Annotated in this window: 14 protein-coding genes; 2 read left to right on the top strand and 12 right to left on the bottom strand. The window is 33.4% G+C overall.

Features of this window, described 5'->3' with window-relative positions; translation table 11 throughout:
• Positions 1-132 precede the first annotated feature (132 nt).
• Positions 133-597, top strand: coding sequence for a lipocalin-like domain-containing protein (locus tag B5X64_RS10285; protein ID WP_079465131.1), 465 nt, complete (start codon positions 133-135; stop codon positions 595-597).
• An 89-nt stretch (positions 598-686) separates the two neighbouring features.
• On the opposite strand, the gene B5X64_RS10280 is transcribed toward B5X64_RS10285, so the two are convergent.
• The 4 genes from B5X64_RS10280 to pheA form a co-directional block, all read right to left on the bottom strand.
• Positions 687-2,039 carry a DEAD/DEAH box helicase gene (locus B5X64_RS10280; protein ID WP_079465130.1) on the bottom strand — a complete coding sequence of 451 codons (1,353 nt, stop codon included), beginning with the start codon at positions 2,037-2,039 and terminating at the stop codon, positions 687-689.
• 114 nt (positions 2,040-2,153) lie between these two features.
• Positions 2,154-3,797 (bottom strand): ABC1 kinase family protein, encoded by a 1,644-nt coding sequence (locus B5X64_RS10275; protein WP_079465129.1) that lies wholly within the window; start codon positions 3,795-3,797, stop codon positions 2,154-2,156.
• A 94-nt stretch (positions 3,798-3,891) separates the two neighbouring features.
• Positions 3,892-4,593 (bottom strand): hypothetical protein, encoded by a 702-nt coding sequence (locus tag B5X64_RS10270; RefSeq protein ID WP_079465128.1) that lies wholly within the window; start codon positions 4,591-4,593, stop codon positions 3,892-3,894.
• A gap of 220 nt (positions 4,594-4,813) precedes the next feature.
• Positions 4,814-5,650, bottom strand: coding sequence for a prephenate dehydratase (gene pheA, locus B5X64_RS10265; protein WP_079465127.1), 837 nt, complete (start codon positions 5,648-5,650; stop codon positions 4,814-4,816).
• 242 nt (positions 5,651-5,892) lie between these two features.
• Here pheA and B5X64_RS10260 point away from each other — a divergent pair, with 242 nt between their 5' ends.
• Entirely contained in the window at positions 5,893-6,744 is an 852-nt protein-coding gene (locus B5X64_RS10260) for a DMT family transporter (RefSeq protein ID WP_228418851.1), read from the top strand.
• 77 nt (positions 6,745-6,821) lie between these two features.
• Here B5X64_RS10260 and guaA read toward each other — a convergent pair whose 3' ends face one another.
• The 8 genes from guaA to B5X64_RS10220 all read right to left on the bottom strand — a co-directional run bounded on the left by guaA (position 6,822) and on the right by B5X64_RS10220 (position 15,791).
• A complete protein-coding gene (gene guaA, locus B5X64_RS10255; RefSeq protein WP_079465126.1) occupies positions 6,822-8,351 on the bottom strand; it encodes a glutamine-hydrolyzing GMP synthase in 1,530 nt (509 codons plus the stop codon).
• 209 nt (positions 8,352-8,560) lie between these two features.
• Positions 8,561-9,799, bottom strand: a complete 1,239-nt coding sequence (gene purD / locus B5X64_RS10250) for a phosphoribosylamine--glycine ligase (RefSeq protein WP_079465125.1) — start codon at positions 9,797-9,799, stop codon at positions 8,561-8,563.
• Positions 9,800-9,887: 88 nt separating this feature from the next.
• Positions 9,888-11,402 (bottom strand): bifunctional phosphoribosylaminoimidazolecarboxamide formyltransferase/IMP cyclohydrolase, encoded by a 1,515-nt coding sequence (gene purH / locus B5X64_RS10245; RefSeq protein WP_079465124.1) that lies wholly within the window; start codon positions 11,400-11,402, stop codon positions 9,888-9,890.
• Between the two features lie 250 nt (positions 11,403-11,652).
• The gene (gene purN, locus B5X64_RS10240; protein ID WP_079465302.1) at positions 11,653-12,225 is read right to left on the bottom strand and encodes a phosphoribosylglycinamide formyltransferase; all 573 of its coding nucleotides are present in this window, start codon (positions 12,223-12,225) and stop codon (positions 11,653-11,655) included.
• 148 nt (positions 12,226-12,373) lie between these two features.
• Positions 12,374-13,366 (bottom strand): phosphoribosylformylglycinamidine cyclo-ligase, encoded by a 993-nt coding sequence (gene purM / locus B5X64_RS10235; RefSeq protein WP_076559025.1) that lies wholly within the window; start codon positions 13,364-13,366, stop codon positions 12,374-12,376.
• Between the two features lie 272 nt (positions 13,367-13,638).
• Positions 13,639-14,196 carry an NADPH-dependent FMN reductase gene (locus B5X64_RS10230; protein ID WP_079465123.1) on the bottom strand — a complete coding sequence of 186 codons (558 nt, stop codon included), beginning with the start codon at positions 14,194-14,196 and terminating at the stop codon, positions 13,639-13,641.
• 207 nt (positions 14,197-14,403) lie between these two features.
• On the bottom strand, positions 14,404-15,132 hold the full coding sequence (locus tag B5X64_RS10225) for a pirin family protein (RefSeq protein WP_079465122.1): 729 nt from the start codon (positions 15,130-15,132) through the stop codon (positions 14,404-14,406).
• 143 nt (positions 15,133-15,275) lie between these two features.
• Positions 15,276-15,791, bottom strand: a complete 516-nt coding sequence (locus tag B5X64_RS10220) for a hypothetical protein (RefSeq protein ID WP_079465121.1) — start codon at positions 15,789-15,791, stop codon at positions 15,276-15,278.
• Between the last annotated feature and the right edge of the window lie 97 nt (positions 15,792-15,888).

Genomic DNA, 15,888 nt, shown 5'->3' with positions numbered 1-15,888 from the left:
TAAACATTAAATACATTCGATTATTCGAACAATAAGAGCGGTTTCAGTTGAGATCGCTTTTTTTTAATTATTTCATTGTCAGTGTTTTAAAAAAGCATAGATTTGTAAAAATACAACACAAACAAAACACCGATGAAAAAAAACTTCTTACTGGCATTTGCCACCATATTTCTACTTACTTCCTGTGGTAATGATGACAACGAAAATAATCAAAACGCTATAAAACCTATCGTAGGAACTTGGAAAATGAGTAAAATAATGATGATTTCAGGTTCTAACAATGCCATTCTACGATCAAGTCCTGTTTCAGGTTGCGAAGCTCTAAACACTTTTGAGTTCGGGCAAAATCAAAGTTTTAGTATAAAATATTATACTAAAAATAATATGGAATGTATTGCTGACGGATTCGATACCGGTACGTATCAATATAGTGAAAATTCAAAAATGTTGACTTTTACCTACTCAGATTCTATGGTAGAATCTTCTGTAGTTCATTCGCTCAACAGTATTGAAATGATGACTGTTGATCACATTGAAGATTACAATGATGATGGTGTAAATGATACCTCAGTGATTTTATTTAAAAAGCAACAATAAAATTTATTGGGTTTAAAAATGAAATTCTACAGAAAAACGACATCCACTTTGAATAAAAAAATAATGCGCCTCGCTTGAGACGCATTATTTTATTTCTTTCTTTTAGACTTAGAAATTGCTTTCTGTTGTGACCTATTCGCTCCGAATTTCTTGGGCGTTTTTCTTTTGGAAGGTCCACCCCAGTTTTCTTTTTTATTCTTATCTTTTTTCTCATGGAAAGCTCCTCCACCGTCAAAAAGTTTTGCATGCGCCGGATTTTTCATGATAATCTGATCTTCTTCAGATACAATTTTCTTAGGATTGATTTTCACCTCTTCAGGGAAGTCGATGTATGCCAATTCTTTGTCCATCAGCAACTCGATATCTAAAGCCCAATCATCCTCTTTTTTGGTGACAAAAGTAACCGCTTTACCATCTTTATCTGCTCTACCTGTTCTACCTATTCTATGAATATACTGTTCAGGAACTTCAGGAGTTTCAAAATTCACAACATGGGTAATATCTGAAATGTCAAGACCTCTCGCCATAACGTCAGTCGTAATCAATCCTCTGATTTCTTCATTTTCAAAGCGTTTCATTGCCTTCAGTCTGTAGTTCTGAGATTTGTTAGAGTGAATTACATCAAACTGCTCTGGAAAAAGCTCATTAATTTGGGTAAAAAGTAAATCTGCATGCTTTTTATTGTTCGCAAAAATCAATACTTTAGACATCTCTTCATTGCTTTTCAGCAAATGCTCAAGTAAATTGATCTTCGTATTGAAGTTTTCAACTTTATAAGCAGTTTGTTCGATTTTTTCAAGCGGAGTTCCAGATTTTGCCAATGAAATTTCGATAGGTCCTGCAAAATATTCATCCAACATATCATCAACAGCTTCAGTCATCGTTGCTGAAAAAAGAATATTCTGTCTTTTCTCACGCATCATTTCGAAGATATGCGTTAATTGTGGTCTGAAACCTAAATTCAGCATTTCATCAAATTCATCAATAATCAATTTCTGAACTTCTTTTAATGAAATTGCATTATCAATCGACAAATCCATGATTCTACCCGGAGTTCCTACCAAAATATCGCAACCATCGTTGAATAATAGTTTCTGCGTATTGATATTTTTCCCACCATAAATTCCTATTACTCTTGCAGTAAGATTTTCTGTCAGTTTTTCTATGATTTCTGTTACCTGAACAACCAATTCTCTTGTAGGAACCAAAACAACCACGGTAGGATTTCCGTTTTTATTATATTTCCAAGTTTTTAAAACCGGTAATAAATAAGCTAACGTTTTTCCTGTTCCCGTTTGTGCAATTCCCATCACATCTCTTCCCGAAAGAATCGGACCGATACTTTTTTCCTGAATTGGAGTGGGCTCAAATAAATTTAAATCTGCTAAAACATCAAGAACTTTAACCGGAAGTTCAAAGTCTGCAAAAGTGAGTTTTTCCATTTTGCAAAGATAGGTAATTAATTTTTGTGTTTTTGAGGTTTAATAAAGCGAATTTAACTCCCACGCGTTTAACAGATTTTCGCTGATAATTCAGAATAAAAATCTGTGGGAAAATCACTTCCTTGAAATTCTCAATAAAAGAATAATGGCAAGCAAAACTGAAAAACAAAATCCCAAAACAGCAACCAAAGACATTTCACCGATGCGCGGTCCTGATTCTGAAACAAAAACGATAGCTGTAGCAATAATATTAGCTCCTAAAATCATCGTTAGCATCAGATTAACTATACTCGATTTTATTAACTGATTCGTTTTTTCAATATTTTTTATTTCACTTGAAATGGTAAAACTGTTATCATCTAGCTTTTGTAATACAGATCTCAGTTCTTTAGGAATTTCATCTATATTATCGGTGAAAGTCATTATCTTTTCAATTCCTGTTTTCAGGAGTTTCTTCGGACTTATTTTGTTGCTCAGTATTTTTTTTGTGTACGGATGAAGACTTTTGACAATATCCAAATCAGGATTGATCGTTCTTCCGACACCTTCTATCAAACCGATTCCTTTAAATAAAAGATAAAAATAATCAGGCATGTACAATCTGTTATCTTTCAGAACATCTTTCATTTTATTGATAATAATATGCGGATCAATGTCTTTCAGAGAAGTGCTGTGAACGAAATTTAAAACTTCATCAACATCATTTTCAAATCTTCTTTCATCAGGAATTTCATAGCTCACTGCCATTTTTTTCAGATGACGTACGATTTTATGAGAATTTTTAGCCACAAAAGCAACAATCAGACTTTCCAAAATATCCTTATCATTTGGTTGAATTTTCCCGACTGCACCAAAATCGATGAAAACAACTTTTCCATCTTTTTTCACCAAAATATTGCCGGCATGAGGATCGGCATGGAAAAATCCATAATCTAAAATCTGTGAAACAAAAAGTCTTAAACCTACTTCTGAAACCACAACTGGATCAATATTACGCTTTAGCAGCTCTTCTCTATCGGTTACTTTAATTCCGTCGATGAATTCCATACACAAAACATTGTTGTTGGAAAATTCACCATAGACTTTCGGAACGTAGGTTTCTTTATTATTTTTAAAATTTAAAGCAAACTGTTGGATATTATTTCTTTCATTCACCAAAGAAACTTCTTCCAGTAATGATTTTTCAAAAGTTAAAATTGCCTGCTTCAGATTGAGTTTAGCACCAATTTCAGAATAGGTGGAAATGAGTTTTACCAAATCTTTTATCAACAGTAAATCGTCTTCAATAACCGATAAAACATCCGGTTTTTTGATTTTTAAAATTACTTGTTCTCCAGAAATTAAAGTTGCTTTGTAAACTTGTGCAATAGACGCTGTTGCCAAAGGTTTTGTAATAATTTCTAAAAAATGTTCTTTGGGAATAATATTAAATTCATTCTCAAGAATTTCCTCCACATTCATTTCCACCACTTCTACTCTATCCTGAAGTTTTTGAAGCTCCTGAATAAGTTCCGGTGGAAGTAAATCTTCACGATTACTAAAAGTCTGCCCAAGTTTTACAAAAGTGGGTCCCAACTCTTCCAAAGCAAGACGAATGCGTTCGTAAACAGTTCCTTTTGAGATAATTTCATCAGACTGATCAACGGTATCTTCCGGTTTTTTGCCCATTCTGGCAATCATGTCTTTAAAACCGTATTTACTTAAAACGGAAATCATTTTTGCCGATCTTTTGAGTTTTCGTTGCTGTTTATCAAACATATTGTTAGAGTAAATTGAATTGCAAGTTACGTTCAAAAATTATTCCTTTTAAAAACTACTTTCAATATTAAAACTTGAAATTTCAGATCAAATATTAAATAACCCTAAAAACTGTCAACAACAAGATCAAAGTCTGCCATCCCAAAATAAGATAGAAAAACAGTCGGCTTGGTTCTGAAATATCTTTAAGCTTATTTATAATTTTAGTTTTTAAGATCTCGGTAAAGCTTACATTTTCATCTTTAAAATCTATTTCGTCAAGTTCAACTTTTTTGAAACCATAAATGATTATTTTTTTGAACCATTTATTTTCTTTAGAATCTCTTATTTCCTGTAAAATTTTTAACTGAAGCTTGGCTTTATCTGTTCCCTTTTGAAATAATTGAGGCTGATTGGCTTTTACTTTATTTAAAATCCTGTCAATCATCGGGAAAAGTATTTGTTCGCCTTTATCAGCAATCAATCTGTTGATAGTACGAGCCATCACATATTTATTTCCTAATGTAAAAAGCAAAAATGGAGCTCCAAAAGCAGTCAGAATAGTTAAACCAAACGAAATTGGTCTTGCTAAAAACAGAACCAAAACAGCAGCTTGTCCATTGGTATGAACCGGACCGCCTCCATTATTAAAAGTTTGAGCAATAATTAAAATGATCGTAATGACGCATAAAACAGCAATAGAAATTTGCCCGATAAGATTGATCTTAAGGAAGCTAAATGTCGCACGGCTTATAAGTTTGGCAACATATTTAAATTCATCATTAATACTGTTTTTAGATCTTAATTTATCTATCATCTGTGAAAATTTTGGAAATGTAAATTACAGAAATTTTAGCAATTATCGTTTACCTAAATTTCTGTAATTCATTATTTTCATTTATTCAGATTTCAAAATATCTTAATTTAAACAAACTAGTTTCAAATTACACTTAATCATTTCAATTTGACAGAGAAATTTATTTCATTTAAACATTAAATTTTAAGCTTAAATAAGCCAAATTAAGGATTTTAAAAAATTATTCTTCTACAACATATTCGTTATAATGTCCTAAAAATTTCACATTAGAACCTAATGAGATAATCTCATCGATTGCATTTTGAGACAGAACATTATGCCATTCGCTTGCTACATTGATGAAGAAAAAATAATTTCCCAAACCTGTTTTTAGTGTTCTACTTTCGATTTTAGAGAGATTCATTTTTCGCCATGCAAAAACTGAAAGTACCTGATGGAGACCTCCTGCATGATCTTCGGGAAGCGTAATGATTAAAGAAGTTTTTTCTGAAATTCTGGGTAAAGGAATATCTAAAGCAGATTTTGTTTTTGAAATTACAATAAACTTGGTATGATTCTGTTCAAAATCCTGAATATTTTCATGAACAATCTTTAAACCATACAATTTTGCAGAATATCGGTTGGCGATTGCTGCCCATTTTTCCTGAGGATTTTCAGAAACCAGCTTTGCTGAAGCCGCGGTAGAACTGAAATCCTGCGACGGAATATCTTTAAAATTTTCATATCTGAAATGAAAAGTCTGCGCCAAGGCTTGCGGATGTGAAATGACCTTCTCAAAAGTTTCGTTATCTGGATGAATCATCAAATGATGCGCAATTGGCATCACCAATTCGGTTTCGATAAAAACTTCAAAATCGTAGAGATAATCGAGGGTCATAGAAACTGTTCCTTCAATAGAATTCTCTAGAGGAACTACGGCTTTATCTACTTCATTATTTTTCACCGCATTAAAGCAATCTAAAATACTCGACTGAGGAACTAATTCTTCACTCGGGAAAATCTGAGATGCTGCTAACTGTGTGAAACTGGCTTGTGGACCGAGGTATGCTATTTTCATAAGACAAATGTAAAAAATATTGAGCAAGTCATTTTAACTCTCACAAATTTTATTATTATATTTGCTCATTATTCGAAATTCATGAACAGAAAAAGCTGTCTTCCTCCTCCTACGCCTTAATAAATACTTATTTTGAAGCACATTCATTACCAAATTTCTTTGGTACTATCTCTTTGTGTCTTCATCACATTCAATTTATCTATTAACAGGCAAAGACCTTTTTCATGAAAAAATAATATCTAATGCTGCACATTGCAGTTCTTTTAGCTGGATTCACCGGCGTATTCGGCAAACTTATATCTCTTAGCGAAATTCCATTGGTTTGGTACAGAGTTTTATTTTCAAGTATATTTTTATTTCTGAGTTTAAAAATTTTTAAAGTTGAAAAACTCAAGTCTTCGAAAGAAGCTTTCGATGTTGGAAAAATAGGACTTCTCATTACCATTCACTGGATATTTTTTTATGCGAGTATAAAATATTCTAATATTTCAATCGGCGTTGTATGCTATTGCCTGACCAGTTTTTTCACTGCGATATTTGAACCATTACTCAACAAAACAAAGTATAAATTTGTTCAGCTTTTTCTTAGTGCGCTTACTTTATTGGGAATCAGTCTGATTTTTCATTTTGATGCGTCGTATCAAATCGGAATTATTCTGGGTGTCATTTCTTCAGCTTTTGCAGCATTGTACACGATTTACAATGAAAGATTGGTTCAGAAATATGACAGTCAAGTCATCAATTATTATCAAATGTTGGCTGGAACTTTAGGATTGACCGTTTTATTGCCTTTTTACTATTACTTCTTTCCAAATGAGCAATTTATTCCTAATTTAAAAGACACATTTTATCTGATATTATTGGCATTAATTTGCACGGTAGGTTTGTATGTACTTTTTGCTGAATCGCTTAAAAAGCTTTCAGCTTTTACTGTGAATTTAAGTTTTAATTTAGAACCTATTTATGCAATTATTATCGCTTTTCTATTTTTTGATGAAGGACGAGAAGTAAATACTTCATTTTATTTCGGATTAGCTTTTGTCATCATATCTGTGATATTACAATCTATTATTTCAAGGAAGAAAAAGAAATAATTCAAAATAATTTAAAATGAAACAAAAAATCCTGCCTAAAATAAGGCAGGATTTATATTTAAAAATTCAAGTCAAGATTATTCCCACTCGATTGTTGCAGGTGGTTTACTTGAAATATCGTAAGCTACTCTGTTGATCCCTCTTACTTCGTTGATGATTCTGCTTGAAACAGTATCTAAAAACTCGTAAGGAAGTCTGCTCCATGTTGCCGTCATAAAGTCAATGGTATTGGCTGAACGAACAACCGCAGTATATTCATACGTTCTTTCGTCCCCCATTACTCCTACAGATTTCACAGGAAGTAAGACTACAAATGCCTGAGAAACTTTATCGTACAAGTCATTTTTGTACAATTCTTCGATAAAAATATCATCAGCTTCCTGAAGGATTTTCACTTTTTCAGCATCTACAGCACCCAAAATTCTGATTCCTAAACCAGGACCAGGGAAAGGATGTCTGTGTACCAAATGATGAGGAATACCCAATTCTTCACCTACTTTTCTTACTTCGTCTTTAAACAATTCTCTTAAAGGCTCCAATAATTCAAACTCCATTTCTTCAGGAAGTCCGCCAACGTTATGATGCGATTTGATCACTGCAGAAGGGCCATTTACCGATTGGCTTTCGATAACGTCAGGGTAAATTGTTCCCTGAGCTAAGAATTTAGCGCCTTCAATTTTATGAGATTCTTCGTCGAAAACGTGAATAAATTCATTTCCGATGATTTTTCTTTTAGCTTCAGGATCATCAACTCCAGCTAATTTTGAAAGAAATCTTTCTTTAGCATCCACCAATTTAATGTTCATATGGAAATGTTCTCCATAGTTTTCCATTACTTTTACGTCTTCGTCTTTTCTTAACAATCCTGTGTCTACGAAGATACATTGCAATTGATCACCAATCGCTTTATGAATTAAAACTGCTGCAACAGAAGAATCTACCCCTCCTGAAAGCCCAAGAATCACTTTTTGATCTCCTACTTTTTCACGGATTTCTTCAACTGTTTTTTCAATATAATTGGTTAGTTTCCAGTTTTTCTCTGCATTACAGATAGAGAAAACAAAATTTTCTAACATTTTTCCACCTTCTTCTGTGTGAGAAACTTCCGGGTGAAACTGTACGCAATATATTTTTTTGTCTTCGTTAGAAATCGAAGCAATTACACCAGATTTTGCATTTAATTCAAAACCTGCAGGTAATTCTCCAACTTCGTCAAAGTGGCTCATCCAAACAATAGAATCGTTGGTAACACCCTTTAATAATGAAGATTCTTTTACGATTTCTAAGTGTGCTTTACCGTATTCACCTTTTACTCCTTTATGTACTTTTCCACCTAAAAGATGTGCTGTAAGTTGCATTCCGTAGCAAATTCCCAAAACTGGAATTCCTTGTTCATACAATTCTTTTTCAACCAAATGCGCATTTTCTGCATTCACAGAACTGGGTCCACCAGAAAGGATGATTCCTCTCGGTTGCTTTTCTAAAATTGTTTCTAATGGTGTATTGAAAGGTAAAATTTCAGAATAAACCCCCATCTCACGGATTCTTCTTCCGATAAGCTGGTTGTACTGAGATCCGAAATCTAATATGATAATACCGTTGTTCATTTTTATAATTGATAAATGATGATTGATAACTAATTTTTGTTGAAATACCGAAAACCATAGCCCCGATTGCAGCGACATCCTTTTTTGTTATTGCGATTGTACATCAGTTCAACAGATTGCTGTACTTTGTTCGCAATGATAAAAAAGATATAGCGGAAAGCGGGAAATAGCTTCTAATAAAAAAAGCCCCGACAAATCAGGGCTTTATATTAAAACTTTCCGATGTCTTCTCTATAGAAGCCGTAATCGAAATGTACGTGACTTGCATCTTCGTACACTTTTTTACGAGCATCTTCGTAAGTTGCTCCAGTTGCAACGATATTTAAAACTCTACCGCCGTTTGAAATTACTTTATCTCCTTTTTTGATGGCACCTGCATATAAAAGCTGACTGTGTCTCACTTTTTCTTCACCAGTGATTTCAAAACCTATTTCCATATTTCTAGGATAACCACCAGAACACATTACCAAACAAACTGCTTTTTCGTCTTTAAATTTAAGTTTGATCTCTTTACCGTCCATACAGTCGTTGATTACATCAAGAAGATTATTCTCCATTAACGCCATCAAAACCTGAGTTTCAGGGTCACCAAATCTCATGTTATATTCTAATAAGTAAGTCCCGTTTTTAGTAATCATCAATCCAAAGAAAATCATTCCTTTGAAAGTGAAACCTTCAGCCTTAAGACCTTTTACAGTTGGATTCAAAATATTATTTTCAAAATCAACATAATGCACTTCCGTGAATTCAGGGCTTGGAGCTACTGAACCCATTCCTCCTGTATTTGGACCTGTATCGCCGTTTCCTACTTTTTTGTAATCTTTAGCTGCAATACATGGGTATATTTTTTCACCATTTGAGAATGCAATAATAGACGCTTCAAAACCTACTAAATGTTCTTCGATAACCAAACGAATTCCTGCATCACCATAAATTCTTCTAATCATGAAATCGTGAATCGTAGCTTCTGCTTCTTCTAAAGTTTCGCAGATTACAACTCCTTTTCCCCCTGCCAGACCACTTGCCTTAATTACCAAAGGATATTCCTGCTTTTGAACATATTCTTTAGCCTCAGGATAAGAATCAAATACTACAGCTTTTGCTGTTTTGATATCATAGGTCTGCATAAATTTCTTAGAAAAAGCTTTACTACCTTCTAAGCTTGCCACTTTTTGATTAGGACCAAAAACTTTAAGATTATGTTTCTTAAACTCATCCTTCAAACCAGCTACAAGAGGAGCTTCTGGACCTACAATTGTAAGGTCTACTTTCTCCTTAATTGCAAAATCTCTAAGTTCTTTAATCTCTGATAAATGAACATTTTTTCCTATCGCACCAGTAGTTGCATTTCCGTTGGCGAAAAACATATGACTCACTCTAGAATCTTTCTGAAGTTTTGCTGCCAAAGCAGATTCTCTTCCACCTTCACCTATGATTAATATTCTCATACTTTATTTATTATCTAGTCTATTGTACAAATATATAATTTTGAATGCTATAAATACAATCTCAAATTATTTTTTAATTCTATTTTAATTAATGGAAAAAATGTCTAATTCCAGTAAACATCATCGGGATTTTGTGCTCGTTTGCCGCTTCGATGCTGTCTTGGTCTTTTACACTTCCACCCGGCTGAATAATTGCCGTAATACCTTCCTGAGCGCAGAAATCTACTACATCACGGAAAGGGAAAAATGCATCAGAAGCTAAAACTAAGTCTCCTGTGAATTTTTCTTTAGCTCTTTCAATTGCTTGTTGAGTTGCCCAGATTCTGTTTACCTGTCCGCCTCCGATTCCGAAAGCCTGGATTCCGTTTGATACAACGATTGCGTTAGATTTCACGTATTTTACCACTCTCTGAGAAAACAATAATGCTTTTTTCTGCTCGTCTGTTGGTTGAGTTTCTGTTACCACTTTAATATCATCAGAGAAAATACTGTCGTTATCCTGAACCAAAATTCCTCCATCAACCTTCACCCAAGTTTGTTTGTCAGAAACAGGGTTTACGATTTTTATAATTCTTAAATTTTTCTTTTTTCTTAAAACTTCCAAAGCTTCGTCATCAAAATCAGGAGCCATTACGATCTCAAGGAATGTTTTGTTAAGTTCTTCAGCTGTTGCTGCGTCGATTTTGTAGTTCATTGCAACAATTCCGCCAAAGATAGAAACAGGATCACATTCGAAAGTTTTTGCATAAGTTTCTAAAGCCGAAGTTCCGATGGCAACTCCACAAGGTGTAGAATGCTTTACCGCACAACAAGCCATTTCTTCTTTAAATTCTGTAACTACTTTCCAGCAAAGATCCATATCACGAAGATTATTGAAAGACAATTCTTTACCTCCCAATTGTTCGAAATCTTTCATTGCTCCATTTTCGAAAGTAGAAGCGTAATAAGCGGCAGTTTGATGAGGATTTTCACCATATCTAAGGTCAGCTACTTTTTTGTAAGAAGCGCTTAAATAAGTTGGATATTCTTCATCTAAAAGCATTCTTGAAATTGCTGCATCATAAGCTGAAGTCAAATTGAATACCTTTCCTGCTAATCTTTTACGAGTTTCGATAAGCGTATCACCATTCTCCTCCATTTCGATTTTTACTTTCGCATAATCTTCTACGTCAGTAAGTACTGTTACAGAATCGAAATTTTTAGCAGCAGAACGAAGCATTGAAGGACCTCCAATATCAATAAATTCTACCTTTTCGTGAAGAGGAATCTCTTTGTTTACATTTTCAAAGAAAGGATAAAGATTTACGATGACCATATCGATTAAACCGATATTGTGCTCCTGAACAGTTTTCATGTGTTCTTCGTTTGAACGAACCGCCAATAAACCACCGTGAACTTTCGGGTGTAAAGTTTTCACTCTTCCATCCAACATTTCAGGAAAATCGGTTACTTCATCAATCTGAATGGGATTTAAACCAGCCTCTTTCAAATGTTTGAACGTCCCTCCTGTAGAAATCAATTCATAATTTTGGGATTCCAAAAACTGTGCGAATTCTGTTAATCCGCTTTTGTCAGAAACACTGATCAAAACTCTCTTGCTCATAGATTTTTAATTTTTTGTAAGTAAAAATCGCAATTGCTGCGATTTTCACTCATTTTTACTTGCCCTTTCGGGACTTTTCACTTTTTACTTTTTACAGTTATTTCAAACTGTAGACCGGTTCTTTCACCTCCGATCTTACTTTTACTTAGATTTTTTACTTTTCGAAATATTTTTTAATCAATCTAAGGGTGTCTTTATTTCATTAATGTATCAGTTTACCAATTTGATTAATTGGTAAACTGATACATTGTTACATTGGTACATTATTTAGTACTTTATTTATTGCTATTGGGAAAATTTCATATTCAATAATATGGACTTTCTCAGCAACGGTTTCTGGGGTATCGTTTTCTGTAACTTCGAATGATTTTTGAAGAATTGCTTCTCCTTCGTCAATTCCTGGAGTTACAAAATGTACCGTCGCTCCGCTTTCTTTTTCTTTAGCTTCAATCACTGCATGATGTACATGATGTCCCCACATTCCTTTTCCTCCAAATTTTGGAAGTAAAGCAGGATGAATATTGATTATTTTCCTGCCCCAGTTTTCACAAAATTCAGGTTTTAGAATTGATAAAAAACCAGCTAAAACGATAAGATCAGTATTTTCAGGAATGATCTTACTTAACTCGCTACTGAAGTTTTTCCCTCTCGGAATCAGAACGTTTTCTATGTTATGATTTTTTGCTCTTTCCAACCCGAAACATTCTCTATCCGCAACCACTAAAGATACTTTTGCATTTTGGATCTCTCCATTATCAATGGTATCAATAATTCTCTGTAGATTGGTTCCTGAACCTGAAACTAAAATGACTATATTTTTCATTTTTATTTTGTGAGCCTTGTCAAGGTTTGAAACCTTGACAAGGCTTTCTATATTATTAACTAGCCCCGATTGCAGCGGCATCCTTTTTCTGAAATGGCTTAAAAAAAGCATTGGCGAAAAAGATACAGCGGAAAGCGGGATTAAGCTCCTAAAATTTTAAATCTATTTTTTCAGCTCCTTCTGTGATCTCTCCGATTTCGTACGCATCATCCAAAAGGTGTAATACTTTTTCTGCATGTTCTGCATCAACTACGACGATCATTCCAACCCCCATATTGAAGGTTCCGAACATTTCTTCGTGAGCTACGCCTCCTCTTTTTTCTAGTTCTACCATGATACTAGGAATCTGAATTTTTGAAGCATCGATTGAAGCACACAAACCATCACCAATAATTCTTGGAATGTTTTCGTACAAACCACCGCCAGTAATGTGAGCGATACCTGCAACTTTTACTTCTTCAATTACCTTGTGAATATCTTTATAATATAATCTTGTAGGAACTAAAAGTGTTTCGTACAAAGGTTTTCCTTCAAATTCTTCGTTAAAATCAGGGAACACTTTTCTTACCAAAGAGAATCCGTTTGAGTGGAAACCTGAACTTGGTAAAGCAATAATCTTATCTCCAGGTTTGATTTTTGAACCGTCAATAATCTGATCTTTTTCAACAATTCCAACGCAGAATCCAGCAACATCATAATCTCCCGGTTTGTACATTCCCGGCATTTCAGCAGTTTCTCCACCGATAAGCGCACAGTTGTTGTCTTTACAAGCTTCTACCATTCCTAAAACGATCTCTGCAGCGATTTCGGAATCTAATTTTCCACAAGCCAAATAATCCAAGAAAAATAATGGCTTTGCACCATGACAAAGAATATCATTTGCACACATTGCGAAACAGTCAACCCCAATAGAATCGTATTTTTTTGAATCTAAAGCTACTTTCAGCTTCGTTCCTACTCCATCTGTTCCTGAAACCAACACTGGATTTTTGTATCCTCCGATCTCATAGAAAGCTCCAAAGCTTCCCAAATGATTCAAAACATTGGAATTGTGAGTTTCGCCCACCGCTTTTTTGATCTTGTCAACGGTTTTGTAACCTTCTTCTTTGTCTACTCCTGCAGATTTGTACGTGTTGCTCATGCTTAATAATTTAGCAATGTATCAATGTAATAATGTAACAATGGTTTAAAATTGATAAACTGTTACATTGATAAATTGGTACATTTTATTTTTACTTTTTATTCAAATTTAGAAAACAAAAAAGCCGACAATCTTGGTAGATTATCGGCCGTTATTTTATCTCAGAATTTCAGAGTCCACAATTTTCCCTTTTTCGGAGAAACATTCTTTAAAAGTGGTCTGAATTTTCATTACTTTTTCTTTTTGCAAAGATATTAATTTTATATTAATTTTCAAATGCTATTTTCTAAGATTATTTCAACAGCAGAAATCTTATTTAATTTTTCTTGTAACTCACTGCTTTTTTCGATGTTAGAGATCTTATTATTTTCTCTATCGAAGTTATCATTAAAGAATGGAAGCGTAAAAGTATCGATAATATTCCCGCCGTGTAACGGAAAACGTTTTTCGGCAGCTTCCAAAACTCCCAAACCACCCCTTCCACCAGGAGCTGTAGCCATTAACAACATTGGTTTTTTGTTCCAAACTGCTCTGTCTTTAATTCTTGAAGTCCAGTCGAAAACATTTTTAAATGCTGTAGAATACGTTCCATTGTGCTCTGACAAAGAAACTAAAAGAATGTCTGCAGCATCTATTTTTTCTGCCAAGTTTTTTGCTTCCTGAGGAACTCCGCTTTCTACTTCACGCTGATGTTTGTAGATTGGCATTTCGAAGTCGTTCATGTCAACGATCTCTACTTCTGCATTTTCAATTAATGAAGCTGCGTAAGAAACTAATAATTTATTGATTGATGTTTCGGAATTGCTTCCTGCTACTGCTAAAATTTTCATTGTATAATTTAAAATATATTATTTTACTTTGTTTTTTTCAACCACAAAAGTCGCAAAAGATTTTAACACTTATGTTATTTAAGTTTAATATATTATCTTAAAAAGAGCACGTAAGTTTTAAAAATCTTTGATTTTTTTCTTTTGAGAACTTTAAAAAGTTTTTAAAACTCTTGGTAAAATCTTTTGTGACTTTTGCCGTTATTTTTTTTATTTTAAATAAGAGGGTAATTCCATAGGAACTTCCATTAAAAGGATTTCGGTATCTTCTGTTGCTTCAATGTTGAAACTTTGGGTATCCCAAATTCCTAAGCCGTCTCTTTCACCTAAAACTCTGTCGCCTATTTTTGCACTTCCTTTTAAAACAAAAGCGTAAACACCATTTCCTTTTTTATTAATCATGTAGTTTTTACCGTTTCCTTTGGAAAATTTAGCCAAATTGAACCATGCATCCTGGTGAATCCAAACTCCGGCATCGTTTTTATTCGGTGATAAAATCTGTTGAAATCCGTTATTTTTTTCACCATCTGCAATACTTTTCTGATCATATCTTGGCTCAACACCTGTTTCTCTTGGAAAAACCCAAATCTGCAAGAATTTTACGGCTTCATCTTTATTTTTATTGTATTCGCTGTGCATCACACCTGTTCCAGCGCTCATTACCTGAATTTCACCTTTTTTGATTACAGCAGTTGTCCCCATAGAATCTTTATGCTCTAAATCGCCTTCCAACGGAATTGAAATAATTTCCATGTCTTTGTGTGGATGTGTTCCGAAACCCATTCCCTGAGAAACGGTATCATCATTCAACACTCTTAAAACTCCGAAATGGGTTCTTTCAGGATTTTGGTAACCTGCAAAGCTGAATGTGTGATAAGAATTTAACCAACCATAATTGGCGTGACCTCTTGAATCTGCTTTGTGATAAACTGTTTTCATATTTTTATTATTTATTTGTTATCTAATTATTATAATTGCTTTTAATTATGACACAAATGTACAGCTTGCAGATGTTGAGAATATTGATGTAAGGTAAGAAAGAGCAAAACAAAGATATTTACTTATATCAAAGTAAAAAACCTCTATTTAAAATTTATTTTTTTCCCTGTATTAGAAATTATAGTTGTATAATCTGCATTATAAATTCTGGTTTTTATATTGAGCTTATTTAAAATATTTTCAGCATCAATTCTTATTTTAATCCATATCTCATTTGTATCTAGCAATTCCCAATCCCAGAGTTCAACAGGAATATCATCAACTTTCTTTTTAAATAGTAAAAGTTCTTCCTTAAAACTTTCGTCAAGCAATTTATTTCTAAAAACTGTTTCAAAAAGAACGGGTAGAAAAGCATAATCAAGTTCTTCATATAACTCTGTCAGTGGATCTATTAGAATAGGAGTCATTTTATCTAATTTCTCTACGTTATAAGTATATAGAATTAAAGAATTCAGAATATTAATGTGATAAAATTTCACATTTTTATCATATTCTTCCAATTCAATTTTAGTAAATCCTAAATTGTCATAATCCTCAGTAATAGGATGAATTTCTTTATCCTGTTTTGACTTGAAAAAACTATTAAAATTGAATTTCATATTGAACTTGTTTAAACTTATTTAGAAAAAGAGTTTCCAGAAAATTAGCAATTTAGAGTTGCAAAAAAAAAGAACTAAAATCTGGAACTCATAAGCA

This window comes from Chryseobacterium balustinum, from assembly GCF_900168205.1.
Taxonomy (GTDB): Bacteria; Bacteroidota; Bacteroidia; order Flavobacteriales; family Weeksellaceae; genus Chryseobacterium; species Chryseobacterium balustinum.
The sequence above is the reverse complement of the archived record's forward strand: the minus strand, read 5'-3'. Positions and strand labels throughout refer to the sequence as shown.